The following is a 25,766-nucleotide window of genomic DNA, read 5'->3' on the forward strand; positions in this document are numbered from 1 at the left end:
ATATGCCTCATGTCTCGGATCCGTATACTTCTAGGGCCATCTCTTGAAGTCGCAGTTAGCTTGACGAGCGAGATAAGAAATGTCTAATTTAGTGAGGTCGATGAGAGGGAGGTGCTCGTGAGCCTGTGGCCGCTGTTCAACCCCGCGAGCGTGGCGGTCATCGGGGCCTCCGCCACGCCCGGCAAGGCGGGCAACGCCATGCTGAGATCGCTGGCCGGCCTCCCCGGGCGGCTCTACCCGGTCAACCCGCGCGGCGGGCGGATCGAGGGGCGGCAGGCGTACCCGTCCATCGCCGACGTCCCTGAGGCCGTCGACCTCGCGGTGCTCGTCGTCCCGCCCGCCGCCGTGCCGGACGCCCTCGTGGAGTGCGAGCGGGCGGGCGTGCTCGCCGCCGTCGTCTGCGCCGGAGGTTTCGCCGAGACCGGCGCCGCCGGGCGTGAACTGCAGGAACGGGTGCGGGCCGTCGTCCGCGAGCACGGGATCCGCGTCCTCGGCCCCAACACCTCCGGCTTCATGAACCCTCCCCGGGGCGTGGCGGCGAACTTCCTGCCCGGCGTGTCCGAGCTGCCGCCCGGCCCGGCCGCCGTCGTCGCGCAGAGCGGCGGCGTCAACCTCGCGCTGTCCTTCCTCGCCGCGGCGGAAGGGCTCGGGCTGCGGCTCGGCGTCGGCCTCGGCAACGCCGTCGACGTCGACTTCCACCACGTGCTCGACCACCTCGCCGACGACGACGGCTGCCGCGTGGTCGGCCTGCACATCGAGGGCGTGACCGAGGGGCGCGCGCTCTGCGAGGCCGTCGGCCGGCTCAGCGCGCGCAAGCCCGTCGTGGCGCTCAAGGTCGGCCGGGCCGACGTCGGCGACTTCGCCCGGTCCCACACCGGGGCGCTGACCGGCGGTTACGCGCTGACCAGGGCTGCGCTGGCGCAGGCGGGGGCGGTGCTGGCCGACGACCCGACGGAGCTGGTCGACGCCATGCGCGCGCTCGCCGTCCGCCGGGTCAGGCCGCGCGCCCGCCCCGGTGTCGGGCTGGTGACCGGCCAGGCCGGGCCCGGCCTCGTCATCGCCGACATCCTGCGCGGCGGCGGGGTCGCGGTGCCCGAGCTGGCCGCGGCCACCACCCGCCGCCTGGCCGAGCTGCTGCCGCCGCTGACCTACCAGCGCAACCCCGTCGACACCGGCCGCCCCGCCGAGACCTTCGCCGACGTGGTCGCGGCCGTCGCGTCCGACCCGGCCGTGGACGCCCTCGTGGTCCACGCCCTCGACGAGCCCGGCGCCCTCGACCCGGCCGCCACACTCAAGACCGCCTTCGAGACCGCCTTCAAGGCTGAGCCCGACATGTCCGACCTTGTTCCCGTGCTCTATGCCTCGGGCGGGCCCGCCGACGTTCTGGACGTTCGCGCCCGGGAGTTGGCCGCGCTCTCCGTCCCGCTCTACCGCTCGCCCGACCGGGTGGCCCGCGCCGCCCGCGCCCTCGTCGCCGACGCAGCGGCCCGCCACCGCCTCTCCCACGCCGACGAGGAGAACGCCGAGGTTCCGTACGAGGACGCCCCGGCAGGCCAGGCACTCGACGAGTACGAGGCCAAGGCGGTGCTCGCCAGGAGAGGCATCAGGGTCCCCGAGGGCCGGGCATGCGAAGACCGGGAAGCGGCCGGGCGGGCGCTGGCCGAGCTCGGCGGCCGGGTCGTGGTCAAGATCCTCGACGCCTCCGTGACCCACAAGTCCGACCACGGCGGCGTGCGCCCCGGCATCCGCACCCCCGCCGACCTGGACGAAGCGCTCGACGCGCTGGACGAGGTCGCCGCCCGGCTCGGCGTCCGCCCCCGCTACCTGGTGGAGCGGCAGGCTCCGCCGGGTCCCGAGCTGATCGTCGGCGGTCTGCGCGACCGCGCCTTCGGCCCGGTGGTGCTCCTCGCGCTCGGCGGCGTCGGCGTCGAGCTGGCTCCCGAGCCCGCCCTGCGCCTGGCCACGCTCTCCCGGGCCGACGCCGAGGAGATGGCCGGGTCGCTCCCCGCGCCCCTGCTCGCGGGCTACCGCGGCGCGCCGCCGGTCGACGTGCCCGCCGTCGCGGACGTGCTGCTCGCCACCGCCTCGATCCTCGTCTCACGCACCGACATCGCCGAACTCGACATCAACCCGCTGCGGCTCACCCCCGAGGGCCCGATCGCCCTGGACGCCCTCATCGTGGGCGGGGCGGCAGGCGGAGCAGCATCCTCGAAAGGACACCGATGACTGAAAGCGCGGCCAGCCAGAACCACCGGCCGGTGATCGTGGTCGGGGCCGGCCCGATCGGCCTCAGCGCGGCGCTCGCGCTGCGCGCCCTCGGCCGTCCCGCCACGGTCCTGGAGGCGGGGGAGCAGGACAGGCTGCGGCCGGGCAGCCGCGCCATCTTCGTCCACCGGGCCACCCTGGAGGTGCTCGACCGCTCGTACCCGGGTCTGGCGCACGAGCTCGCCGCCCAGGGCCTGCTCTGGCACACCAAGCGCACCTACTATGCCGGGACCGAGGTCTTCAGCCGCAGCTACGAGCCGCCGCCGCCCGGCAGGCTGCCGCATTTCACCAGCCTGCCGCAGGTCGAGACCGAACGGCTGCTCCTGGAGGCGTGCAAGGCGGCGGGCGTCGAGTTCGCCTGGAACCATGAGGTGACCGCGGCCGAGACCGGCGCGACGGGTGTCACCCTCACCACCGCCGCGGGCACGCGCTGGCAGGCCGACTACGTGATCGCCGCCGACGGCGCGCGTTCGGCGGTGCGCGAGTCGCTCGGCATCGAGCTGCGCGGCAGCCGGTCGGACGGCTGGTACATCGTGGTGGACGCCGAGGAGGACCCGCGCGACCCGCTGCCGGTCGAGCGGATCTTCCACTACGCGCACCCGGCCGTCGACGGGCGCAACGTCCTGCTGGTCCCGTTCGCCGGCGGCTGGCGCGTCGACCTGCAACTGCACGACGACGACGATCCCGAACAGCTCAGCGGCGGTGACGGGCTGCGCGGGTGGCTGAGCGCCGTCATGCCCGCCCCGTACGCCGAGCGGGTGAGCTGGGCGTCCACCTACCGGTTCCTGCAGGTGATCGCCGAGAGCTTCACCGACCCGCACCACCGGGTGCTGCTGACCGGCGAGGCGGCCCACCTGTTCGCGCCGTTCGGGGCGCGGGGCATGAACTCCGGCGTCCCGGACGCCGAGGCCGCCGCGAACGCCGTGCACCTGGCCCTGTCCGCAGTCTCCCCGGCCCGCGCCGCCGCCGCGGTGGCCGAGTTCGCCGTCTCGCGCAGGCGCTCCGCCGAGCACAACTGCGACGCCGCCGGCGCCGCGCTGGCCCACCTGCGTCCGTCCCCCGAGGAGCGCGCCCGGCTGGAGGCGGCCGCGGCCGCCGCCGGCGAGGACCCGAGCATGGGCCACTGGCTCGACATCGCCCCGTACGGTCCCCGCGACGCCGCGCCCGGCAACACGATCTACAAGTACTGAGGGAGAGACGTGAAACTGGAGAACAGCGCCATCCCGCTGGCCTGGTCGTCGCCCTTCGCCCGCTGGCAGGGGCCGCTGGCCGAGGTCGGCAGCCTCGATCTCGCCGTCGACGTCACCGCCCGGCGGCTCGCGGCGGCGGGCCTCGACCTCGGCCGCGTCGGCGGGCTCGTGCTGGGCATGACGGTGCCGCAGCACACCTCGTTCTACGGCGGCCCCACGGTCGCCGCCCGCCTCGGCCTGGACGCGGTCACCGGTCCCATGATCGCGCAGGCGTGCGCCACCTCCGCCGCGGTCGTGCAGGCCGCCGCCACGCAGGTGGAGACCGGCGCGCACGAGGTGATGCTGGCCGTCGCCACCGACCGCACCAGCAACGGCCCGCTCCTGATCTACCCGTCCGCCGCCGGTGCGGGCGGCGCCCCCGTCAGCGAGCACTGGGTGCTCGACCCGATGCGCCGCGACCCGTCCACCGGCGAATCCATGCTGGACACCGGCGAGAACGTCGCCGCCGACGAGGGCTACACCCGGGCGGAGATCGACGAGGTCACGCTCCTCCGTTACGAGCAGTACCGCGACGCCCGCGCCGTCCGGGGCCGCCTGCTCACCGAGGCGCACGTGCCGGGCCGCAAGGGCGCCGTGACCGTGGTCGCCGAGGACACGGGCGTGCACGAGACCACCGCCGAGGGCCTGGCGAAGCTCTCGCCCGTCACCCCTGGCGGCGTCATCACGTACGGCTCCCAGACCCACCCCGCGGACGGCACGGCCGGCATGATCGTCGCTCGCGCGGACGTGGCCAGGGAGCTGAGCGGGGGAGCGGGCGTGGCCAGGCTGCTGTCCGTGGCCTTCGCCCGGGTGGAGCGCGCCCGCATGCCCAAGGCGCCGGTCCCGGCCGCCCGCGCCGCCCTGCGCGACGCCGGTCTCGGCATCGCCGACCTCGACGTGGTCACCACGCACAACCCGTTCGCCGTGAACGACCTGTACTTCTCCCGGCAGACCGGGTTCCCGCTGGACCGCATGAACCCGTACGGATCGAGCCTGATCTACGGGCACCCGCAGGGGCCGACGGGGGCCCGCGCGATCGCCGAGCTGATCGAGGCGCTGCGCGAGCGCGGCGGCGGGCGCGGACTGTTCACCGGGTGCGCGGCGGGTGACTCGGCGGGCGCGGTCGTGGTGGAGGTCGGAGATTCCTGATCACGCGGCGCTTCGGGGGATAGGATCACGCGAATCAGGCGTATTGGAGGTCTATCCCATGCCCGAAGAGTCCACTTTTGCCAAGATCGACAGATCGGTGCCGCACTCCGCCCGGATCTACGACTACTGGCTCGGCGGAAAGGACAACTTCGCCGCCGACCGGGCGGTGGCGGAGGCCACCGCGAAGGCGTCGCCCGGCGTGGTGCAGGGAGCGCGGGACAACCGCGCGTTCCTCGGTCGTGCCGTACGCCACCTCGCCGAGCAGGGCGTGACCCAGTTCCTCGACATCGGCACGGGCATCCCCACCCAGGGCAACACCCACGAGGTCGCCCAGGCCGTGAACCCGGCGGCGCGGATCGTCTACGTCGACAACGACCCGATCGTCATGGTGCACGCCCGCGCGCTGCTGAAGAGCGACCCCGCGGGGCGCACCGCGTACATCGAGGCCGACCTGCGCGAGCCGGACTCCATCCTCGGGCACCCCCGCCTGCTGGAGACCATCGACCTCAGCAAGCCGGTGGGGCTGGTCATCGTGGGCACGCTGATGTTCATCAAGGACGCCGAGGACCCGGTCGGGCTGGTCGCCAGGTACAGCGCCGCGCTGGCCGCCGGCAGTTACCTGGCCGTCTCCCACGTGACCGCCGACTTCGCCCCCAAGATGGTCGGCGCCTCGGCCGAGGCCTACAACAGCGAGGCCCTGGGCTTCACCCCGCGCACCGGCGAGCAGGTCATGCGCTTCTTCGACGGGTACGAGCTGGTGGAGCCGGGGCTGGTGGCGGTGTTCGACTGGCGGCCCGACACCGACGAGCGCCGCGCCCCCGAAGAGGCGGGCGCGTACGGCGCGGTCGGCAGGAAGCTCTGACCTCCTAGCCCGGGACGACGACGGCGCGGCCGGTCAGCTCCCCGTTCTCCAGCCGATGGTAGGCCTCCACGGCCCGGTCCAGCGGGAACGTGGTCACCTCCGCCCGGATCAGCCCCCGGGCCGCGAGGTCGAGCACCTCGATCAGCTCCGGCCTGCTGCCCCAGTAGGTCGACTGCACCGACACCTCGTACGGCGGCGAGCCGAACGTCACGGGCAGCGCGCCCCCGGCGATGCCGACGATGGTGACGTCGCCCAGCATCCGCGCCACGGCGCCCGCCAGGGCCAGCGTCTCCTGCGCGCCGACGCAGTCGATGACCACGTCGGCGCCCCGTCCGCCGGTGGCCGCGCGGATCTCGCCGGCGGCCCGCTCGCCCGGCGCGACCGCCTGGTCGGCGCCGAGCCGCAGGGCGCTCTCCCGCGCCTGCTCGCGGGTGTCGACGACGACCACCCGGGCGGCCGTGGTCGCCTTGAGGATCTGCACCGCCAGGTGCCCGAGGCCGCCCACGCCGATCACCACGGCGGTGCTGCCCGGCGGCAGCTTGGCCCAGGACCGGCGCACCGCGTGGTAGGGCGTGAGCGCGGCGTCGGTCAGCGGGGCCGCCGCCACCGGGTCGAGCCCGTCGGGCAGCGGCACCAGGAAGCGGGCGTCGGGCACCAGCATGAGGTCGGCCATGCCGCCGTCGAGGCCGAGCCCGCCGCCGCCCGCGGGCACCGGCGCGCCCGCGGGGTTCTCGCAGTAGGTCTCGACGCCGATCCGGCACCGCTCGCAGGAGCCGCACCCCCACGGCCCGTAGACGGCCACGGCCGTGCCGGGCGTCACGCCGGTGACGCCCGCGCCGACCTCGTGCACCCAGCCGGCGTTCTCGTGGCCGAGGGTGAAGGGCGGCTCCCAGGGCAGTCCGCCCGTGAAGTCGCGCATCAGATGCAGGTCCGAGTGGCAGGCGCCGGCTCCGCCCACCTTGATCACCACCTGGCCGGGCCCCGGCTCGGGGTCAGGCACCTCGGTCAGTTCGGGCTCCGACTTCCAGGCGGGCAACCGCAACGCACGCATCCACGCCACCTCCAGGCTCCTTCGTACCCCCGATCGGGCGACCTGTAGCGCCCCGGTCAGCGGGGTTCGCCGTACGGGGCGAGGACGATCTGTGTGCGGAACAACCCCCGCCAGGCCGGGCGGGACAGTCGGCCCGGGCGCGGGCTCAGGGTGCCGGAGGCGCGGCGCTGACGCGGGTCAGCCCGCGGACCAGCCGCCGTCGACCGGGACGATCGCGCCGTTGATGAACGAGGCCGCGTCCGAGGCGAGGAACAGGGCGGCGTCGGCCATCTGCTCGGGCTGCGCGAACTGGTCGCCGAGCGCGAGCACCGGGCTCAGCCGGGCGGCCCCGGCCTGGTCGAAGGTCGCGCCTTCGGCGATGTTGGTCAGGGTGGCGCCGGGCAGGATGGCGTTGCAGCGGATCCCGTCCTTGGCGTACGCCCAGGCCACGCTCCTGGTCAGGCCGACGACGCCGTGCTTGGACGCGGTGTACGCGGCCCCCGCCGCGCCACCGCGGACGCCCGCCTCCGAGGCGGTGTTGACGATGGCGCCGCGCCGGTGGCGCAGCATGTGCGGCAGCACCGCGTGGGTCACCAGGAAGGTGCCGGTCAGGTTGACCCGCAGGACCCGGTCCCACATCGCGGGGGAGATGTCGGCGGGCAGGGCCATGCTGTCGATGATCCCGGCGTTGTTGCAGAGCACGTCGACCCGCCCGTACGCGCCGATCGCGGTCTCCACCAGCGCGGCGACCGAGTCCTCGTCGGCGATGTCGGCGGTCACCGCGACGGCGCGACCGTCGTCGCCGGACGCCGCGGTGATCTCCGCGACCGTCTCTGCGGCCCGCTCCTGGTCGATGTCGCAGACGACGACGCGGCCTCCGGCGGCGGCGAAGGCGACGGCCATCGCCCTGCCGATCCCGGAGCCCGCGCCCGTGACGAGGGCGACGCGGTCGTCGAAGGTGGTCAAAGGGTCCGTCCTCTCGTCATGGCACCAACCGGACAATGTTGTCCGGTTGCTACGATAGCCGCCATGCCAGCCGAGCGTCGACCGAATCGCGGACCGAGCGCGGCGGCGGCCAACCGCGCGGCGCTCATCGCGGCGGCCCGCGAGGTCTTCGCCGGGGCCGGCTACGACGCGCCGCTGAGCATGGTCGCCCGCGCGGCCGGCGTGGGGCAGGGCAGCCTCTACCGTCACTTCCCCGATCGGGTGAGCCTGGCGCTCGCCGTGTTCGAAGACAGCATGGCCGAGCTGGAGGCGCTCGCCGCCCGGCCCGACGCCACCCTCGACGACGTGCTCGGCCTCATCACCGAGCAGTCCATCGCCTCCACCGCGTTCGTCGCCATGGTGACCGTGCCGCCGCAGCCCGACGAGCGCATCCTCGCGCTGCGCGAGCGCGTCGCCAAGCTGCTGGCGGGCCGGCTGCCCGAGGCGCGGCGGGCCGGCCGGGTCCGCGCCGGCGTGACCGCCGACGACCTGGTCCTGGCCGTCGGCATGGTCGCGCTCCTGCTCGCCAAGGTCCCGGCGCGCGAGCGCCCCGGGACCGCCGAGCGGATGTGGGCGCTGCTGCGCCGCGGCATCGAGCCCTGAGCGTCAGCGGGTCGCGGCGTGCCGGGCCGCCAGATAGCCGAAGACGACGGCGGGCGCGATGGTCGAGCCGGGACCCGGATACGTCCGGCCCATCACGGACGCGGTCGTGTTGCCCGCCGCGTACAGGCCGTCGATGACCGAGCCGTCCTCGCGCAGCACCCGCCCGTGCTCGTCCGTCAGCAGGCCGCCCTTGGTGCCCAGGTCGCCCGGATACACCCGGATGGCGCGGAACGGCCCCTTCTCCAGCGGGCCCAGGTTCGGGTTGGGCTTGACCCTCGGATCGCCGTAGTAGTTGTCGTAGGCCGTGCGGCCGCGGCCGAAGTCCTCGTCGACGCCGGTGCGGGCGAAGCCGTTGAACCGGTCGACGGTGGCGAGCAGCCGCCCCGGCTGCATGTCGATCTTCTTCGCCAGTGTCTCCAGCGACGGGGCCTCGACGAGCAGGCCGGCCTTGACCCACTCCTTCTTGCGGCCGAGCAGGGTGGTGTTCAGGTAGCGCCGGGTGTGCCGGGCCTCGGTGATCAGCCACATCGGCCCCGGCACGTCGTGCTGGAGCATGTGGTGCCCGAGGTCGACGTACGACTCCGACTCGTTGGCGAAACGGTCGCCGCGCGCGTCCACCATGATCCCGAAGGGCATGGACCGCTCGGCGAGCATGAAGTGGGCGCTGCCGTGGGGCCCGAGCGCGCTCCCGCCCCACCAGGCGTCGTCCATGAGCGCCAGCGCGCCGCCCACCTTGGCGCCCGCCTCGATGGCGGTGCCGAGGTCGCCTTCCGGCGCGGAGGAGTAGCCGGGGATGCCGTGGTGCTTCTCCCGCCACTCGCGGTTGTTGGCGAAGCCGCCGGCGCCCAGCACGACGCCGCGCCGGGCGCGGACCCTGCGCCGCCGTCCGTCCTTCTCCACCACGGCGCCCGCCACGACGCCGTCCTCCACGATCAGCTCGACGACCGGGGACGAGAGCCAGACCGGCGTCTGCTGCGTACGGACGATCTGCATCAGCGAGCACGCCAGCGCCCCGCCGATGCCGACCGGCCGCTTCCCGCTCGCGAACGCGCCGAGCGAGCGGAAGACGAACTGCGCGCCGCGCACGAAACCGCTGACGCTGGACCAGGAGCGGGCCAGCAGCCACACGTCGTCCGTCATCAGGGGGAGCGGGATGCTGTCCTTGGCCCGCGAGGAGGCGTACCAGTCGCCGAGCCGCCGGGTGTCGAAGGCGGCGACCTCCAGCGAACGGCCGATCTTGCCGCCGGGCCGGTCAGGGTAGTAGTCGGGGTAGTCGGGCGACCTGCGCCAGCGGACGCCCTTGCGGCCGAGGAACCGCACCACCTCGGGCCCGGTGCGGAGGAACGCGAGCCTGCGCTCCGGCGACGAGGCCGGTCCGGCGTCGCCGATGACGTCGTCCATGTACGTCAGGCCCTCCTCGGTGGAGTCCTGGACGCCGTCGCGGATCATCAGCGGGTTCGCCGGCACCCACAGGCCGCCCCCGGAGATGGACGTGGTGCCGCCCCACTTCGCGGTGCTCTCCACCACCAGCACGTCGAGCCCCTGGTCGGCGGCGGTGATGGCGGCGGTCAGCCCGGCCGCTCCCGAGCCCGCGACGAGGACGTCCACGAGGTAGTCCCACTGGTCGGTCATCCAGTCCTCCTCCGATCGGCCATACCGGACAACACTGTCCGGTACGGTCCAGTCTGCGTGATCGCCGAGCGCGGAGTCAAACCTCTGGCATAGGGTGAAAAAACTCCATATTGCAGCGGATCTTCGGGGAGAACGGGTGGGGCGCTGGGCGCACACGTGGACCGCGGCCCCGCAGCTCACCGAGCCGGACAACCTCCCGCCCGCCCCGTACGCGGGGAGCCGCGTCATGGCCGACGCCACCCTGCGGCAGACGGTGCGGATCTCGGCCGGCGGGGAACGGATCCGGCTGCGCTTCTCCAACGCCTTCGGCACGACGCCGCTGGCCCTCACCCGGGTCACCGTCGCGCTGCCCTCCGGCGGGCGGGCCGGGGTGAGCGCGGTCGTGCCGGGCACGGTTCGGGAGGTGACGTTCCGGGGCCGGGCCTCGGCGGCGGCCCCGGCCGGGGCGCAGGTGGTGTCCGACCCGGTGGACTTCCCCTTGGCTGACGGCGCGGTGCTTGCCGTGACCGCGTACCTCGCCGAGGGGCAGGCGGCGGGCGTCACCTCGCATCCCGGCTCCCGTACCACCTCCCACCTGGCCGCCGGCGACCGGACGGGGAACGCCGACCTCGCGGACGCCACGCCCGTCGAGCACTGGTACTTCCTGAGCGGCGTCGAGGTGGAGCCGGCGGCGCCGGTCCTCGCCCTGCTCGGCGACTCGCTGACCGACGGCAGAGGGTCGACCACGAACGGCCACGACCGCTGGCCCGACCTGCTCTTCGACCGGCTGGGCGGCTTCGCGGCGGCCAACCAGGCGATCGGCGGCAACCGGGTGCTCGGCGACGGCCTCGGCCCCGGCGCGCTGGCCCGGCTGGACCGCGACGTGCTCGCGCTCGGCGGGGTCAGATGGCTGATCGTCTTCGAGGGGGTGAACGACCTGGGCACGGCCCCGGCGGACGGGCAGGAGAGCGTGACCGCAGACCTGATCGCCGCCTACGGGCAGATCGCCGTCCGCGCGCACGCGCACGACATCCTCGTGTACGGGGCCACGCTCACGCCCTTCGGCGGCCACTCCTACGACGATCCGCGAGGCCGTCGCGAGGCCGCCCGGCAGACGGTCAACACGTGGATCCGCACGGCCGGGGCCTTCGACGCGGTGATCGACTTCGACCGGGCGGTACGCGACCCGGCCGACCCCCGGCGCCTGCTCGCCCCGTACGACGGGGGAGACCACCTGCACCTGGGCCCGGCGGGCTACCGGGCGCTCGCCGGGGCCGTACCGGAGCACCTGCTGTAAGAGGCGCGATCAGCCCAGGCGGGCCAGCTCCTCCGCCGTCAGCTCCAGGCTCGCCGCGGCGGCCGAGTCGCGGATGGACTCCGGCCTGCTGGAGCCGGGGATCGGGATGACCACGGGGCTGCGGGCCAGCTCCCAGGCGAGGCAGACCTGCTGCGGCGAGACGCCGCGGGCCTCGGCGATCTCCGCGAAGGCGGCGCGCAGCTCGCCGGTGCGGCCGATGCCGCCCAGGGGAGACCAGGGCAGGAAGGCCAGGCCCAGCTCGGCGCACACGTCGATCTCCGGCTCGCTGGAGCGGAACCGCGGCGAGTACTGGTTCTGCACGCTCACCAGCCGCTCGCCCAGGATGGCGTGGGCCAGCCGGATCTGCCCGGGGTCCGCGTTGGAGACGCCGGCCATCCGGATCTTGCCGGCGTCGTGCAGGTCCTTGAGCGCGCCCATGGTCTCCTCGTACGGGACCTTCGGGTCGGGCCGGTGGTGCTGGTAGAGCCCGATGCTCTCGATCCCCAGGGCCTTCAGCGAGCGGTCGCAGGCCCGCTTGAGATGGTCGGGGCGGCCGTCGACGTCCCAGCCGCCGCCGGGCGTGCGCACGTGGCCGCCCTTGGTCGCGACCAGCACCTCGCCGGCGTCGCCGGACCACAGCGACAGGGCCCGGGCGACCAGCCGCTCGTTGTGGCCGGGGTCGTCGTGCGCGGGCGTGTAGGCGTCGGCCGTGTCGATCAGCGTCAGGCCCGCGTCCAGGGCGGCGAGCAGCGTGCGGATCGACTGGGCCTCGTCGGGCATGTGGCCGGCCACCGACATGGGCATCGCACCGAGCCCGATGGCGCTCACCTGGCGGCTTCCGATGGTACGCGTCTGCATGGTTTCAGCTTGTCGGCTGGAGCGCGCTCCAGGTCAAGCGACGTGCCGACACACCGTGACGGTAGGGTCGACACGCCTCGCCGATCTGATGGGCCGCACATGAGTTTCCCCTCCTTCACCTCCACCGAGACGGAGCCCCACGCCCGCGGCGCGGAGCTCGGCGCCCGCCTGCGCGACGCCGTCGCCGCCAACCTCGCCGGCTACACCGCGCTGTTCGAAGCCGCCGGCGCCACGGGAGAGCAGGTGCGGGCCTGGGGCGAGCGGGCGCTGGAGCGCGCCGCCGCCTGGGCGCCCCGCCTGGCCGACGAGATCGCCGGCCTCGCGTCCGGCGCCGGGCTGGAGCCGTGGCAGGTCGCCGTGGTCAACGCCCGCACCGAGATCCTGGCCGCGCTGGACGCGACCGGCCCGGGGGAGTGCTCGACCTCGGTGGTGCTGCCCGGCCGCGGCCTGCCGCCGCGCACGGTGCAGACCTGGGACTGGCTCGCCCACCTGCGCGACGCGCCCGTGCTGTGGGCGTACGAGACCCGGCCTGGACACGTGGTGCGCACGTTCACCGAGGCGGGGGCGCTGGCCAAGATCGGGGCGAACTCGGCGGGCCTCGGGGTGCACTTCAACCTCCTGCGCCACCGGGCCGACGGCGGCGACCTCGGCGTCCCCGTGCACCTGATCGCCCGGCGCATCCTGGACGAGGCCGCCACCGTCGAGGAGGCGGCCGACCTCGCCCGTTCCGCCACGGTCTCGGCCTCGACCGTGATCACCGCGGTGACCGCCGACGGCGCGGGGGCGATCGAGATCTCGCCGGCGGGCGTGGCGGTCGTGCCGCCCGACGGCGGCGTGCTGCAGCACTGCAACCACTTCCTCGACCCGGCGCTGGCCGAGGGCGAGCGGCTCGGCCCCGAGGAGCCCGGCACCTACACCCGCCAGCGCTATCTCGGCGACCATGCCGGGCGGCTGGGCGGCGACGACCTCACGGCGCGGGCGCTGGCCCTGGTCAGCCACGAGCCGGAAGGCGTGCCCGTGTGCGCCCATCCCGACCCGGCGCTGCCGCTCAGTGAGCAGTGGGAGACGCTCGCCACGATCGGGCTCGACCTGCCCGCCGGGCGGCTGCTCGTGCACCAGGGCGGGCCCTGCCAGGTCACCGGGTCCACCTGGCAGGTCTTCTGACCCGCAGGCACCGTATATTGGATCCAATATTGCCTGACAGGGTGCGAGGACTGTGGACGCTCTGAACATCGCCGGCGAGACCGCGCTGGACGGGCTCTTGATCGCCGACTTCAGCCGGGTGCTGGCGGGCCCGTACGCCACGATGCTCCTCGCCGACCTCGGGGCCGAGGTGGTCAAGGTGGAACGGCCCGGCGCGGGCGACGACACCCGCCACTGGGGCCCGCCGCACGCTCCCGGCGGCGAGGCCACGTACTATCTCGCGGTCAACCGCAACAAGCGGTCCATCGCCCTCGACCTGCGCGACGAGGCCGACCTGGAGGTCGCGCGGGCCCTGGCCGCCCGCGCCGACGTGCTGGTGGAGAACTTCAAGCCGGGCACCATGGACCGGCTCGGCCTCGGCCACGAGGCGCTGCGCGCGCTCAACCCCGGCCTGGTCTACTGCTCGGTCACCGGGTTCGGCTCCGGCGCGGGGGCCGGACTGCCCGGATACGACCTGATCGCGCAGGCCGTCGGCGGGCTGATGAGCGTCACCGGCGAGCCCGGCGGCGAGGGCACCAAGGCGGGCGTGGCCGTGGTCGACGTGATCACCGGCCTGCACGCCGCGCTGGGCATCCTGGCCGCGCTGCGCCACCGCGACCGGACCGGCGAGGGCCAGCACGTCGAGGTCTCGCTCCTGTCGTCCGTGCTGTCGGCGCTGGCCAACCACTCCTCCGGGTACGCCGCCGCCGGGGTCGTGCCGCGGGCCATGGGCAACCGGCATCCGAGTGTCGTCCCGTACGAGGTGTTCCAGGCCGCGGACCGGCCGATCGTCATCGCGGCCGGCAACGACCGGCAGTTCCGGGCGCTCTGCGCGGTGCTGGACCGGCCCCACCTGGCCGGCGACCCCGGCTACGCCACCAACGCCGCCCGGGTCGCCGCCCGGGACCGGCTGGTCGACGAGCTGAACAAGGCGCTCGGGGCGCGCACCGCCGACGAGTGGTTCGGGCTGCTCTCCGCCGCCGGGGTGCCGTGCGGGCCGATCAACGACCTCGCCGCCGCCTTCGCCCTCGCCGAGGAGCTCGGCCTGGAGCCGTCGGTGGAGATCGACGGCGTCGGGCAGGTCGCCAACCCGATCCGCCTCGGGGCCACCCCGCCCGCCTACCGCCTGCCGCCTCCGGCGCTCGGCCAGGACGGGGCGTGGGTCCGTGAGATCCTGGGGCGGTGAGCCCGGACGAGGCGCGCCGCAGGCCGCCGACGGCCCAGCAGTTCGTGCTGGACGAGTTGCGCCGCGCCATCACCTCCGGCCGGCTGCGCCCCGGCGCCCCCATCCGGCAGGACGCGCTGGCCGAGGAGCTCAAGGTCAGCCGCGTCCCGCTGCGTGAGGCGCTGAAGACGCTCCAGGGCGAGGGCCTGGTCCGCTACGAGGCCCACCGCGGCTACACCGTCGAGACGCTCTCGCTCGACGACCTGCGCGAGGTCTACCGCATCCGCGAGCTGCTGGAGGGTGAGGCCGTGCGCCGGGCCGTCGCCCGGCTCACCGACGCCGACCTCGACCGGCTGGAGGCCGCCCAGGCCGACGTCGAGCGGGCCGCCGAGTCGGGTGACGTGCCCGCCATGACCGGCGCCAACCGGCTGTTCCACATGACACTGTTCGACTGCGCGGGCATGCCCCGGCTGTCCCGGCTGATCAGGACGTTGTGGGACGCGACGGACGCCTACCGGTCGCTCTACGTCGGCGGCACGGGCAACCGCGAGCGGATCGTCAAGGAGCACCGCGCCGCCCTCGACGCGCTCCGCCGCCGCTCCGCCGACGAGGCCGTGGCCCTCCTGGACGCGCACCGCGACCACACGATCACCGAGCTGGAGGCCCTGCTGTCCTGAGCCGCCCCGTGGTACAACCGGTACGTCCGAGGAGACCTGCCCCCGCGTGAGGACACGACCGTGCCCCCTGCAGAAGCGGTGTTCAAGCCCCTCCAGCCCGGCGACCCCCGCGAGGTCGGCGGCTACCGGATCATCGCGCGCCTGGGCGAGGGCGGCATGGGCCGCGTCTACCTCGGCACGACCCAGGCGGGCAGGCGGCTGGCCATCAAGGTCATCCGCCCGGAGTTCAGCCACGACGCCGAGTTCCGGCGGCGCTTCGAGCACGAGGTGTCCGCCGCGCAGCGGGTCCACAGCATGTACACCGCGCCCGTGATCGACGCCGACGTGGCCGGGCCGCACCCCTGGCTGGCCACCGCGTTCGTGCCCGGCCCGACGCTCGCCCAGGTGGTGGCGGCGCACGGGCCGCTGCCGGTGGGCACCGTCCGGGTGCTCATGGCCGGGGTGGCGGAGGCGCTGCTCGCCGTGCACGCCGCCGGGGTGATCCACCGCGATCTCAAGCCGTCCAACGTGCTGCTCGCCGCCGACGGCCCCAAGGTCATCGACTTCGGCATCGCCAGGGCCGCCGAGTCGACCGCGCTCACCCGTACCGGAGTGCGCATCGGCACCCCGCCCTTCATGGCGCCGGAGCAGGCGCTCGGTCATCCGTCGACGCCCGCGCTGGACGTGTTCGCGCTGGGCAGCCTGACGTGCTTCGCGGCGACCGGGGCGGCGCCGTTCGGCGACGGGCCGGCGCCGGCCGTCCTCTACCGGATCGCGCACGAGCAACCGGGGCTCGACGACTGCCCGGACGAGCTGCGCCCGCTGGTCAGCCGCTGCCTGGCCAAGGCGCCCGACCAGCGGCCCAGGATCCGCGAGATCATCTCCACCCTGCGGATCGACACCGTCCCTGGCGACTGGCTGCCCGAGCAGGTGAGCGGGCGCCTGCCCGCCTTCACCGCGGAGCCGCCGCCCGCCCCGGCCACGATGCCCGGCGGACGCCGCGGGCGGGGGCGGCTGGTGGCCGCCGCGGCCGCGGTGCTGCTCGCGGCCACGACGGTCGCGGTCCTGGTGCTCAACAACCCGCGCACCCCGGACGCCGCGGGCCGGGTGACCGGCACGCCGCTCACCCCGTCCCGGGTCGTGGTGACCGAGACGGTCACCCTCCGCCCCACGGCCGGGCCGTCGGCGAGTGAGGAGCAGGAGCCGGAGGCGGAGCCCACGACGACGGCGGCGGTCCCGTCGCCGACCTTCCCCGGCCAGCCGAAGGGGATCATCCACAGGACCGAGACGATCGACTTCCGCGACCACGACGGCGAGGATCTCGACAACGAGGCCGGCGACGACATCGAGGGCGACGCCGCCGGTCTCGGCGCCCAGTCGAGCTCGGTGCTCTTCCTGCGGGAGGGCGGCCGGCGTCCGCTGCTGAGCGACTGCCGGAAGATCAGGGAGGACCAGTGGGAGATCTTCATCGAGGTCGCCCGGCTGCGGCTGCCCGCCATCATCTGCGTGCGCACGGCCGCAGGCCGCTACGGCTACCTGCGCATCCACGACATCTTCTTCTCGGGCAACCGGGCCTCGCACTACTACGGCACGTACGCGATGTGGAAGATGCCCGGCGACCGCTGACCTGAGCCTGTACTCCTCCCGCCCCCTATATGCGTCCATATCCCGTCAGTGCCCCTTGTTCACGGGAGACGCATCGTGCGCATCCGTTCCCTGGCCGGAACCGTTACGGCCTTGACCGCGATCCTGTCCATGGCCGCCCCGGCGAGCGCCACCACCTCCGCTGCCGTCCCGCCCAAGGGGGCCGTCGCCGCGAAGGTGGTCAAGATCGTCGACGGTGACACGATCGACGTCATGCGGAAGGGCGTCCGGTTACGGGTCCGCCTCCTGGAGGTCGACACCCCGGAGCGGGGCCAGTGCTGGTTCCGGACCGCGACCCGGCGGACCGCCGCGCTGCTGCCTCTCGGCAAGACCGCCTACCTGCTGCGCGACAAGGACCCGAAGGACCGCTACGGACGCCTGCTCTACTACGTGTGGAACGCCAAGGGCGTGCACGTCAACCGCAACCTGGTCCGCTACGGCTACGGCAAGGCCGTGCTGTACAAGCCGAACGACCGCTACATCAAGATCATGCGCGCCGAGCAGCGCAAGGCCCAGAAGGAGCGGCTGCGCATCTGGTCGGGCAAGTGCGACAAGGGCGCGGCGCCCACGGAGACGGCGACCCCCACCCCCACGAGCGGCGGGACCGACCCGCGGTTCCGCACCTGCGGTGCGGCGAACGCCGCCGGCTACGGCCCCTACCGGCGGGGCCGCGACCCCGAGTACGCGTGGTACCAGGACCGCGACGGCGACGGCCTGGTGTGCGAGCGCTGACCCCGCTCAGTCCGCCCGGGAGGCCAGCGGCAGGCGCATGACCAGGCGGGCACCGTCGCGGTGGTCGGCGACGTAGAGGTCGCCGCCGTAGGACTGGGCGATCTCCCGGCCGATCGGCAGGCCGAAGCCGGACCCGCCCGGGTCCTTCGCCCGCGCTTCGGCCAGCCGGTAGGTGCGGTGGAAGACCTTCTCCCTGGCCTCCTTCGGGATGCCGGAACCGTCGTCGATGATCTCCAGGAAGGCCCACGGCGGGTCGGCGGCCACCACGATCTCGATCCTGCTCCTGGTGTGCCGCTCGGCGTTGGCGACCAGGTTGGACAGCACCCGGGCGAGCCGCACCCGCGAGGCCCGGACGACCACGCCCGGCTCCAGCCGGGTGATCACCTGGCCCGTCGGCGGGTGCGCCTCCAGCTCCTCCACGACCAGCCGGGTCAGGTCGACCGGGTCGGTCTGGGGCGGCGTCGCCGTGTAGAGCCGGGCCAGGACCAGCAGGTCGGAGACGATGCTGTTGAGCCGTTCGACGTCCCGGTGCAGCTTGCGCAGGGTCGGGCGCAGGTCGGCGTCGGGCTCGGTGAGCGCGACCTCCAGCTCGGTCATCAGCCCGGTGATCGGGTTGCGCAGGTCGTGCGTGGCGTCGAACAGGAACCGCTGCTGATGCTCGATGGCCTCGTGCAGCGCCGACACGGTCCGCTGCTCCTCCCGGTACGCCTGCTTCAGCCGGGCGCTGAGCTCCAGCAGGTCGCGGGCGCGCTGGTAGAGGTGCGGCTCCAGCTCGCCCTCCCCGGCGCCCGGCATCTCCTTCAGCAGGGGCGTGATGTCCTCGGCCCAGCAGATGATCCAGTTCAGCTCCCCGTCCGGGTCGGTCACCGGCACGTGCACCAGCGTCCAGTAGCGCTCGTCCAACACGCCGGACCGGCCGATCTCGACGTCGTGCCGCACCATCGGGACGACGTCCGCCTCGCCCGTGCCGGCCACCTGCTGCAGCGAGGTCCGCAGGGTCTCGATGAAGGCCGGGGGGCTGGGGAAGGCGGTCAGGATCGACCGGCCGATCACCTCGTCCCGGTTGCGGTGGGTGGCCTTGAGGCAGGCGTCGTTGATCGCCGCGATCACCAGTTCCGGTGTCACCACCGTGCACGGCGTCGGAATCGCGTTGAACACCGCCGCATAGTCGAGCTCGGCCCCCATCAGGTATCCCCCCTGCACCCTCACCTACCCCAAAATGCGGGTCAACCTGCGAGAACGCGGGGAAACCGGTCAGCCGACGCCCAGCAGGGCGTGCGCGCGGGCGCGATCGGCGCGGAAGTCCTCGGTCGAGCCGCGGTGCACGACGCGTCCCTTGCGCATCACCGCCACCTCGTCCGCCAGCCGGAAGGCCAGGTGCAGATCCTGCTCCACGAGCACCGCGGAGATGCCCTCCCCGCGCAGCCCGTCGAGCAGATCGGCCACCTGGTCCACGACCGCGGGGGCGAGCCCGTCGGACGGCTCGTCCAGGAGCAGGAGGCGGGGGCCGCGCAGCAGCGCCCGGCCGATGGCCAGCATCTGCTGCTCGCCGCCGGACAACTGGTCGCCCCGGTGCCCGCGCCGCCCGGCGAGCTGCGGCATCAGCTCGTACACCCGCTCCGGCGTCCAGTCGCCCCGGCCGGCCGCGAGGCGCAGGTTCTCGGCGACGGTGAGCGGCGCGAAGACGCGGCGGCCCTGCGGGACGATGGCGATCCCGGCGCGGGCGACGGTGTGCGCGGGCGCCCCGGCCAGCTCGCGGTCGCCGAGCCTGACGCTGCCCGAGTACGGCTTGAGCAGGCCCATGACGGCGTGCACGAAGGTCGTCTTGCCGGCTCCGTTGCGGCCCAGCAGCGCCACCACGCCGCCGGCGGGCACGGTGAGGTCGACGCCGTCGAGCACGGTGGTGCCCGCGTAGCCCGCGCGCAGGTCTCGTACGGTGAGCACGTCGGTCATCGCGGGTCTCCGGTGAAGAGCTCGTCGGTCCTGGCCGTGCCGAGATAGGCGGTCCGCACCGCCTCGTCGGCGCGGATCTCCTCAGGCGTGCCCGACGCCAGGACCCGCCCCAGGTGCAGCACGGTGACGCGGCGGGCCAGGCGGAACACCACGTCCAGGTCGTGCTCCACGATGAGCAGGGCCAGGTCGTCGGGGAGCCGTTCCACCAGCTCGGCGAAGCTCGCCGTCTCGGCGGCGGACATGCCCGCCGTGGGCTCGTCGAACATGACCAGCGACGGCCGCGCGGCCAGCACCATCGCGACCTCCAGCTGCCTGCGCTCGCCGTGCGACAGCGCCGCGGCCCGCTCGCCCGCCCGTCCGGCCAGCCCGACCGACTCCAGGTGGTCGCGGGCCTCGGCCTCGGTCCTGCGGAAGCGCCGCGCGGCCCGGTCGAACCGGTGCGCCACCCCGTGCACGCGCTGCACGGCGAGGGCGACGTTGTCCAGCACGGTGCAGTCCAGGAAGAGGCTCGAATGCTGGTACGTGCGGAGCAGGCCGCGCCTGGCCCGCTCGGACTCGGGCAGGGCGGTGACCTCCTCGCCGGCGAAGAACACGCCGCCGCCGGTGGCCCTGAGCGTGCCGGCGACGGTGGCGAACAGGGTGGACTTGCCGGCCCCGTTCGGCCCGATCAGAGCGTGCCGCTCGCCCGGCAGCACCGACAGGTCGACGCCGTCGACGGCGGTCAGCGAGCCGTAGGAGCGGGTGAGCCCGCGCAGTTCGAGCAGGGCGGTCACGAGGGCCTGTCCTTTCTCAGCCGGAACCCGGCGACGCCGCGCGGCAGCAGGAACACCACGGCGACGAACACCAGGCCGAGCACGAGCGGGCCGTGCCCGCCGATGGAGGCGGACAGGTTGTCGCGGACGAACAGCACCAGGGCCGCGCCCAGGCACGGCCCCCACAAGCTGCCGGCCCCGCCGATCACGACGCTGAGCAGGGCGAGCGCGGCCATCTCGAACCCCAGGTCGCCGGGGGAGACGAACCGGGCCTGCGCCGCCCACAGCGCCCCGCCCGTGCCGGCGACCGCGCCGGCCAGGCAGAACACCCCGTATCTGGCGAGCGCGGGACGGTAGCCCAGCGCCCGCATCCTGGGCTCGTTGTCGCGGATGCCGCGCAGCGTCCTGCCGTACGGGGAGCGGGCGACCAGCGCCACCCCGGCGAACACGACGGTCGCCGCCGCCAGCACCCACCAGTAGACGAACCCGGCGGCGAGCAGGGGAGGGCCGCCGAACAGGCTGACCGGCGGCATCCCGGCCAGGCCGTTGCTGGCGCCGACCAGCGTCCAGGTGCCGGCCACCTGGTGGATCGTCTCGCCGATGGCGAGGGTCAGCATGAGGAAGACGATGCCCCGGGCCCGGACCGCGACCCAGCCGGTGAGCGCGGCGGCGATCAGGCCCGCCGCCAGCCCGGCGAGCGCCTGGGTCAGCGCGTCGGAGGTGACGTGGATGCCCACGAGCACGGCCGTGTAGGCGCCCACGCCGAAGTAGGCCGCCTGCCCCAGCGTGGGCAGGCCGGTGACGCCGGTCAGCAGGTCGACGCTGAGCACCAGCACCGCGAAGGCCAGCATCCGCGTCATCGTGGTCACCGGGTAGGCCCCCAGCACCAGCGGCGCCGCCACCAGCACCGCGAGCACCGCCACGGCCACCAGCGCCTTGCCGGGCCGCGACCGGGCCGGGCCGCCGGTCGCGCCGGCCGCCGGCCGGGTCTGGTCCATGGTCCCCGTCATGCGCGCACCGCCGTACGGGGAGGAAGCAGACCGGCCGGGCGGAGCAGGAGCACCAGGGCCATCGCGGCGAAGACGAGGAACGAGGCGTACTCCGGCAGCAGCGACGTGCCCAGCGCCTGCACCTGACCGATCAGGATGGCGCCGAGCAGCGCGCCCCGCACCGAACCGAGGCCGCCGATGACCACCACGACCAGGGCGAGCAGCAGCACCTTCTCGTCCAGGCCCGGCTGCGCGCCGAGGATCGGCCCAGCCAGCACCCCGCCGGCCGCGGCCAGCGCGGCGCCCGCCGCGAACACCCCGGTCAGCACCCGGCCGGTGTTGATGCCGAGCGCCGACACCATGCCCCGGTCGGCGACGGTCGCCCGGATCACCACTCCGAACCGGCTCCGCTCGATGAGCACGTAGACCGCGACCGCCAGCACCGCCCCGAACCCGATGACCAGCAGCCGGTAGAGCGGATAGGTCTCGCCGAACACCGTCACGCTCCCGGCGACGGGCGCGGGCGCGGCGATGGAGTGCACGTCGTTGCCGAACACGATGGAGAGCGTCTCGGCGACCACGAGGGAGACGCCGAGCGTGAGCAGCGCCTGGTCCAGGTGGCGCGGCGTGGCCCGGGTGAGACCGGCGAGCACCCCGCCCAGCAGGGCGCCGATCACGGCGGCGCCCAGCACCGCCAGCACGAACGCCGTCGCGCTCGCGCCGTCGGCGGCCAGCGCCACCGCGACGTAGGCGCCGGCCAGGTAGACCGCGCCGTGGGCCAGGTTGAGCACGTCCATCATGCCGAACACCAGGGACAGCCCCAGCGCGATGGCGAACAGCAGCGAGCCCATCGCGAGCCCGTTGAGCACGCTCACCACATAGGCGACCATCAGCTCAGCTCGCTGACGACGGCGTTCACCATGCCGCCGCCGCCGGACCGGACCTCGCGCAGGTAGTACTTCTGCTCGGCGTTGTGATCGGCGTCGAAGCTCCACGGGCCGCGCGGGCTGTCGACCTGGCCGACCGCGCCGAGCGCCTTGACCAGTTCCTCGCCGCCCCCGCCCGGCGCGCTCGCCAGGGCCTTGTCGAGCACCGCGGCGGCGTCGTACGCCTGCACCGTGTAGACCGTCGGCGCCTCGTCGTAGGCCTTGCGGTAGGCGTCGACGTACTCCTTGTTGCGCGGGGTGTCCAGCTCGGTGGAGTAGTGCAGCGAGGTCTTGACCCCCGACGCGGCCTCGCCCTGCGCATCCAGCACGCCGCCTTCGGTGAGGAACCCGGTGCCGTAGAGCGGCAGGTCGCCGGCCAGCCCGAACTGCTTGTACTGCTTGACGAAGCTCACCGCCTCCGCCCCGGCGTAGAAGCTGTAGACGGCCTTGGCGTCCGTGCCGCGGATGGCCGACAGGAAGGGCTGGAAGTCCTGGGTCGTGCCGAACGGGGTGTACTCCTCGCCGGCGACCTTGCCGCCCGCCGCCTCGAACGTCTTGCGGAACCCGGCGATCATCTCCTTGCCCGCGGCGTAGTCGGCGGCGATGAGGTAGACGGGACCGCCGGCCTCCTCGGCCACCGCGGCGCCGAGCGCGGCCGCGACCTCGCCGTTGGAGAAGCTGGTCCGCCAGACGTACTCGGACTTGCGCGCGCCGGTGATGTCGTCGGCCCCGGCGTTGGCGATCAGCAGCGGCTTCTTGGACTCGTGGAAGAAGTCGCGCAGTCCGAGTGCGGTGGCGGAGTTGACCACCCCGACCACGGCGGTGACCTGGTCCTGGGTCACCAGCTTCTGCGCGGCGGGCACGCCCGTCTGGGGGCTCTCGCCCTCGTCGGCGCTGACCAGCTCCACGGTGCGCCCGCCGAGCTTGCCGCCGTGCTGGTCGAGGTAGAGCTGGAAGCCGTTGCGCATGTCCTCGCCGAGCGGCGCGTACACGCCCGAGAGCGGCACCAGTAACCCGATCTTCACCGGCCCGTCCGCCTGCTCACCGCCTGACTGGTCAAGGCTGGAACCCGCGCAACCCGACAGCACCAAGGCGCCCACGGTGAGCGCGGCGACGGTCGTGCCCGTTCGTGACCTGCGGAGAACAGCGGAGAGAACACCCATGGGGAACTCCTGGGGGATGTACGACGGCGCCTCGCTCTGACAGTGGGCTCAGAATCTACAGACCGTTGTTGTGACGTCAATAGCTTGTAATGAATCGAGACCTGCGGCGTCCCGGCGAAATCCACTACATCACTCTTCCGGCGCGTAATGAGAATGTGGCACATTGAAGGACGTGGCCCCCGGAGACAGGAGAGCAGCGATGAGCACCGACCCCCGGACCGGCGCCGCGCCCGCGCCCACCGGCCCGCTCAGCCCGGTCGACTACAGCGAGCGCATCCCCAACAACGTCGACCTCGCCGGTGACCGCCGCCTGCAGCGGGCGCTGGAGAGCTGGCAGCCGAAGTTCCTCGACTGGTGGAAGCAGCTCGGCCCCTCCCTGCCCACCAAGGACGTCTACCTGCGCACCGCCGTCGCCGTCGGCCGCGACGGCTGGGCCCACTTCGCCCACGTGCCCATGGAGGAGTACCGCTGGGGCATCTTCCTCGCCGAGCGCGATCCTGAGCGGACGGTCGGCTTCGGCAAGCACAAGGGCGAGCCCGCCTGGCAGGAGGTCCCCGGCGAGCACCGGGCCGACCTCATGCGGCTGATCGTCGTCCAGGGCGACACCGAGCCGGCCAGCGTCGAGCAGCAGCGCGTCCTCGGCCACACCGCGCCCAGCATCTACGACCTGCGCAACCTCTTCCAGGTCAACGTGGAGGAGGGCCGCCACCTGTGGGCCATGGTCTATCTCCTGCACGCCTACTTCGGCAGGGAGGGCCGCGAGGAGGCCGAGCAGCTGCTCAAGCGCAACTCCGGCGACCTCGACGCGCCGCGCATCCTGGGCGCGTTCAACGAGGCGACCACCGACTGGCTGCAGTTCTTCATGTTCACCTACTTCACCGACCGCGACGGCAAGTATCAGCTCGGCACCCTGAAGGAGTCGGCCTTCGACCCGCTCGCCCGCACCTGCGAGTTCATGCTCAAGGAGGAGGCCCACCACATGTTCGTGGGCACCACCGGGGTGCAGCGCACGCTGGAGCGCACCGCCCAGCTGATGAGGGAGCACGACACCGCCGACATCCTGCCGCACGGCGGCATCCCGCTCGACATCATCCAGAAGTACCTGAACTTCCAGTACTCGGTCTCCATGGACCTGTTCGGCTCCGAGCAGTCGACCAACGCCGGCAACTACTTCACCTCCGGGCTGAAGGGCCGCTGGATGGAGGGCCGGCGCAAGGACGACCACGTGCTCCTGGACGCCACCCGCGAGCTCCGCCACGTCCAGGACGGCCGGATCGTCACCAGGACCGTGCCGGCGCTCAGCGCGCTCAACCTCGACCTGCGCGACGAGTACGCCGCCGACTGCTCACACGGCGTGCGCCGCTGGAACAAGGCGCTGGAGGACGCCGGCCTGCCCGACCGGCTCTACCTGCCGCACGAGGGCTTCAACCGCAAGGTCGGCGTGTACGCGGGCCACCACGTGACCCCGCAGGGCGAGGTGGTCGACGAGGAGACCTGGCGGGCGCGGGCCGACGCATGGCTGCCGACGGCCGAGGACCGCGCGAAGGTGGCCTCGCTGATGGTGCCCGAGTACGAGTACGGCGAGTTCGCCGGCTGGATCGCCCCGCCGCGCACCGGCATCAACGACCAGCCGGTCGAGTTCGACTACGTGCACCTGGCCGAGGAAGGGCTGCTGTGAGCTGGTGGCGGGCGGCGGCGTCCTCGTCCATGCGGTTGTGAGCTGGTGGCGGGCGGCGGCGTCCTCGTCCATGCGGTTGTGAGCTAGTGGCGGGCGGCGGCGTCCTCGTCCATGCGGTCCCATTCGGCCTGGGCCCGCCGGTGCCACCGGTTGCGCAGGTCGTGGAAGACCGCCGCCGCGCGGGGCCCCGGCCAGTCGTGGTCGAGCAGCTCGGCCGGCAGGTGCGGGTCGAGGAACGGGAACCGGCGCCACTCCTGGACCAGCAGCACCTGGCTGACGAAGGCGTCGCGGCCCGATCCGGCCGTGACGCCCTCGAAGCGGTCGATGAAGGCGAGGTAGCGCTTCTCCACGTCGTCGAGGTCCCACGCTGCCGAGATCAGCGTGGCGGTGTCGCCGATGCCGGCCGAAGGACCGGTCCAGGCGTAGGCGCGGTCGTCGAGATCGAGCTCGCGGATGACCTCGCGGACCGCCGCCTCCTTCGACGCGTCGGGGATCACCCACAGGGCCGGGGCGGGGGAGCCGAGGCCGAGCCAGGTGAGCTTGGTGCGCAGCCGGTGGCGGAGCCTTCGCTGGGTCTCCGGGACGCCGGCGGTCACCACCAGCCAGCGGCCGTCCCACCGGTGGGGTTCGCGCATGAAGCCGTAGATGCGGTCGGTGCCCTCGCGCAGCAGCCGGTCGCCCGCCGGGGTGAGGTTCCAGCGCACCTTGCGGCCGTGGCGCTCCGACTCCAGCAGTCCCTCGGCCGCGGTGCGCGACAGCGCCTGGCGCGCGGACTTCTCCTCGACGCCGAGCGCGCGCAGCGCGTCGACGAGCGTGCCCGTCCAGACGACTCCCGCACGTGGCAGGACGAACTCGCCGAGGATCGTCAGCAGCATCGAGCGCGCGCTGGACGGCGCCTTCTCGCGCGGGCGTCCCGCCGGCTCCGCCACGTCCGCTCTCCCGTCGTCCGATCACACCTGTGACGCGCATTCTGCCAGCCGGGCCGTACCGGGACGGCACCGCGTCGCCCCGAGTCAAATACTACAAACTCTTGACGCT

The 25,766-nt window shown here is 73.7% G+C and carries 23 protein-coding genes; 12 read left to right on the forward strand and 11 right to left on the reverse strand.

Annotated elements, in window-relative coordinates; genetic code table 11:
* Nucleotides 1–117: 117 nt before the first annotated feature.
* The 4 genes from ACGFI7_RS13445 to ACGFI7_RS13460 are packed head-to-tail and all read left to right on the forward strand — an operon-like array spanning nt 118 to nt 5,505.
* Nucleotides 118–2,226 (forward strand): acetate--CoA ligase family protein, encoded by a 2,109-nt coding sequence (locus ACGFI7_RS13445; RefSeq protein WP_393403353.1) that lies wholly within the window; start codon nt 118–120, stop codon nt 2,224–2,226.
* On the forward strand, nt 2,223–3,455 hold the full coding sequence (locus tag ACGFI7_RS13450; RefSeq protein WP_393403355.1) for an FAD-dependent oxidoreductase: 1,233 nt from the start codon (nt 2,223–2,225) through the stop codon (nt 3,453–3,455). Before ACGFI7_RS13445 ends, ACGFI7_RS13450 begins: the two co-directional genes overlap by 4 nt.
* A 9-nt stretch (nt 3,456–3,464) precedes the next feature.
* Nucleotides 3,465–4,643, forward strand: coding sequence for a thiolase family protein (locus ACGFI7_RS13455; RefSeq protein ID WP_393403357.1), 1,179 nt, complete (start codon nt 3,465–3,467; stop codon nt 4,641–4,643).
* A 58-nt stretch (nt 4,644–4,701) separates the two neighbouring features.
* Complete coding sequence (locus tag ACGFI7_RS13460) at nt 4,702–5,505, forward strand: SAM-dependent methyltransferase (protein WP_393403359.1); 804 nt, start codon at nt 4,702–4,704, stop codon at nt 5,503–5,505.
* A gap of 4 nt (nt 5,506–5,509) precedes the next feature.
* Here the strand turns inward: ACGFI7_RS13460 and ACGFI7_RS13465 are convergent, their stop codons facing one another.
* Nucleotides 5,510–6,556 carry an NAD(P)-dependent alcohol dehydrogenase gene (locus ACGFI7_RS13465; protein WP_393403924.1) on the reverse strand — a complete coding sequence of 349 codons (1,047 nt, stop codon included), beginning with the start codon at nt 6,554–6,556 and terminating at the stop codon, nt 5,510–5,512.
* Nucleotides 6,557–6,733: 177 nt separating this feature from the next.
* Complete coding sequence (locus tag ACGFI7_RS13470; RefSeq protein WP_393403362.1) at nt 6,734–7,501, reverse strand: SDR family NAD(P)-dependent oxidoreductase; 768 nt, start codon at nt 7,499–7,501, stop codon at nt 6,734–6,736.
* Nucleotides 7,502–7,564: 63 nt separating this feature from the next.
* Between ACGFI7_RS13470 and ACGFI7_RS13475 the strand changes: the two genes are divergently transcribed.
* A complete protein-coding gene (locus ACGFI7_RS13475) occupies nt 7,565–8,122 on the forward strand; it encodes a TetR/AcrR family transcriptional regulator (RefSeq protein WP_393403365.1) in 558 nt (185 codons plus the stop codon).
* Nucleotides 8,123–8,125: 3 nt separating this feature from the next.
* On the opposite strand, the gene ACGFI7_RS13480 is transcribed toward ACGFI7_RS13475, so the two are convergent.
* Entirely contained in the window at nt 8,126–9,754 is a 1,629-nt protein-coding gene (locus ACGFI7_RS13480; RefSeq protein ID WP_393403368.1) for an FAD-dependent oxidoreductase, read from the reverse strand.
* Nucleotides 9,755–9,890: 136 nt separating this feature from the next.
* Between ACGFI7_RS13480 and ACGFI7_RS13485 the strand changes: the two genes are divergently transcribed.
* Nucleotides 9,891–11,030 (forward strand): SGNH/GDSL hydrolase family protein, encoded by a 1,140-nt coding sequence (locus ACGFI7_RS13485; protein WP_393403371.1) that lies wholly within the window; start codon nt 9,891–9,893, stop codon nt 11,028–11,030.
* Nucleotides 11,031–11,039: 9 nt separating this feature from the next.
* Here ACGFI7_RS13485 and ACGFI7_RS13490 read toward each other — a convergent pair whose 3' ends face one another.
* Nucleotides 11,040–11,888, reverse strand: coding sequence for an aldo/keto reductase (locus ACGFI7_RS13490; protein WP_393403374.1), 849 nt, complete (start codon nt 11,886–11,888; stop codon nt 11,040–11,042).
* 99 nt (nt 11,889–11,987) lie between these two features.
* Between ACGFI7_RS13490 and ACGFI7_RS13495 the strand changes: the two genes are divergently transcribed.
* The 5 genes from ACGFI7_RS13495 to ACGFI7_RS13515 all read left to right on the forward strand — a co-directional run bounded on the left by ACGFI7_RS13495 (nt 11,988) and on the right by ACGFI7_RS13515 (nt 17,267).
* Nucleotides 11,988–13,052 carry a C45 family autoproteolytic acyltransferase/hydolase gene (locus tag ACGFI7_RS13495; protein ID WP_393403377.1) on the forward strand — a complete coding sequence of 355 codons (1,065 nt, stop codon included), beginning with the start codon at nt 11,988–11,990 and terminating at the stop codon, nt 13,050–13,052.
* Nucleotides 13,053–13,104: 52 nt separating this feature from the next.
* Nucleotides 13,105–14,256 carry a CaiB/BaiF CoA transferase family protein gene (locus ACGFI7_RS13500; protein WP_393403380.1) on the forward strand — a complete coding sequence of 384 codons (1,152 nt, stop codon included), beginning with the start codon at nt 13,105–13,107 and terminating at the stop codon, nt 14,254–14,256.
* Nucleotides 14,253–14,912 carry a GntR family transcriptional regulator gene (locus tag ACGFI7_RS13505; RefSeq protein WP_393403382.1) on the forward strand — a complete coding sequence of 220 codons (660 nt, stop codon included), beginning with the start codon at nt 14,253–14,255 and terminating at the stop codon, nt 14,910–14,912. The genes ACGFI7_RS13500 and ACGFI7_RS13505 overlap by 4 nt, the downstream gene beginning before the upstream one ends.
* A 60-nt stretch (nt 14,913–14,972) precedes the next feature.
* On the forward strand, nt 14,973–16,517 hold the full coding sequence (locus ACGFI7_RS13510) for a serine/threonine-protein kinase (RefSeq protein ID WP_393403385.1): 1,545 nt from the start codon (nt 14,973–14,975) through the stop codon (nt 16,515–16,517).
* Between the two features lie 75 nt (nt 16,518–16,592).
* Complete coding sequence (locus tag ACGFI7_RS13515) at nt 16,593–17,267, forward strand: thermonuclease family protein (protein ID WP_393403387.1); 675 nt, start codon at nt 16,593–16,595, stop codon at nt 17,265–17,267.
* A gap of 6 nt (nt 17,268–17,273) precedes the next feature.
* Here the strand turns inward: ACGFI7_RS13515 and ACGFI7_RS13520 are convergent, their stop codons facing one another.
* The 6 genes from ACGFI7_RS13520 to ACGFI7_RS13545 are packed head-to-tail and all read right to left on the reverse strand — an operon-like array spanning nt 17,274 to nt 23,050.
* Nucleotides 17,274–18,476, reverse strand: a complete 1,203-nt coding sequence (locus ACGFI7_RS13520; RefSeq protein WP_393403390.1) for a PAS domain-containing sensor histidine kinase — start codon at nt 18,474–18,476, stop codon at nt 17,274–17,276.
* Nucleotides 18,477–18,521: 45 nt separating this feature from the next.
* Nucleotides 18,522–19,220, reverse strand: a complete 699-nt coding sequence (locus ACGFI7_RS13525) for an ABC transporter ATP-binding protein (protein ID WP_393403392.1) — start codon at nt 19,218–19,220, stop codon at nt 18,522–18,524.
* Nucleotides 19,217–19,993 carry an ABC transporter ATP-binding protein gene (locus ACGFI7_RS13530; RefSeq protein WP_393403395.1) on the reverse strand — a complete coding sequence of 259 codons (777 nt, stop codon included), beginning with the start codon at nt 19,991–19,993 and terminating at the stop codon, nt 19,217–19,219. Before ACGFI7_RS13530 ends, ACGFI7_RS13525 begins: the two co-directional genes overlap by 4 nt.
* The gene (locus tag ACGFI7_RS13535) at nt 19,990–20,982 is read right to left on the reverse strand and encodes a branched-chain amino acid ABC transporter permease (protein ID WP_393403398.1); all 993 of its coding nucleotides are present in this window, start codon (nt 20,980–20,982) and stop codon (nt 19,990–19,992) included. The genes ACGFI7_RS13530 and ACGFI7_RS13535 overlap by 4 nt, the downstream gene beginning before the upstream one ends.
* Nucleotides 20,979–21,851: a branched-chain amino acid ABC transporter permease gene (locus tag ACGFI7_RS13540; RefSeq protein ID WP_393403400.1), complete on the reverse strand. Its 873-nt coding sequence runs from the start codon at nt 21,849–21,851 to the stop codon at nt 20,979–20,981. Before ACGFI7_RS13540 ends, ACGFI7_RS13535 begins: the two co-directional genes overlap by 4 nt.
* On the reverse strand, nt 21,851–23,050 hold the full coding sequence (locus ACGFI7_RS13545) for an ABC transporter substrate-binding protein (RefSeq protein WP_393403403.1): 1,200 nt from the start codon (nt 23,048–23,050) through the stop codon (nt 21,851–21,853). The genes ACGFI7_RS13540 and ACGFI7_RS13545 overlap by 1 nt, the downstream gene beginning before the upstream one ends.
* Before the next feature lie 199 nt (nt 23,051–23,249).
* Between ACGFI7_RS13545 and boxB the strand changes: the two genes are divergently transcribed.
* The gene (gene boxB, locus ACGFI7_RS13550; RefSeq protein ID WP_393403406.1) at nt 23,250–24,728 is read left to right on the forward strand and encodes a benzoyl-CoA 2,3-epoxidase subunit BoxB; all 1,479 of its coding nucleotides are present in this window, start codon (nt 23,250–23,252) and stop codon (nt 24,726–24,728) included.
* An 83-nt stretch (nt 24,729–24,811) separates the two neighbouring features.
* Here boxB and ACGFI7_RS13555 read toward each other — a convergent pair whose 3' ends face one another.
* Nucleotides 24,812–25,657 (reverse strand): PaaX family transcriptional regulator C-terminal domain-containing protein, encoded by an 846-nt coding sequence (locus tag ACGFI7_RS13555; RefSeq protein WP_393403409.1) that lies wholly within the window; start codon nt 25,655–25,657, stop codon nt 24,812–24,814.
* Nucleotides 25,658–25,766: the final 109 nt, after the last annotated feature.

Origin of the sequence: Nonomuraea sp. NPDC048826 (genome assembly GCF_043198225.1) — a bacterium.
Lineage (GTDB): Bacteria > Actinomycetota > Actinomycetes > Streptosporangiales > Streptosporangiaceae > Nonomuraea.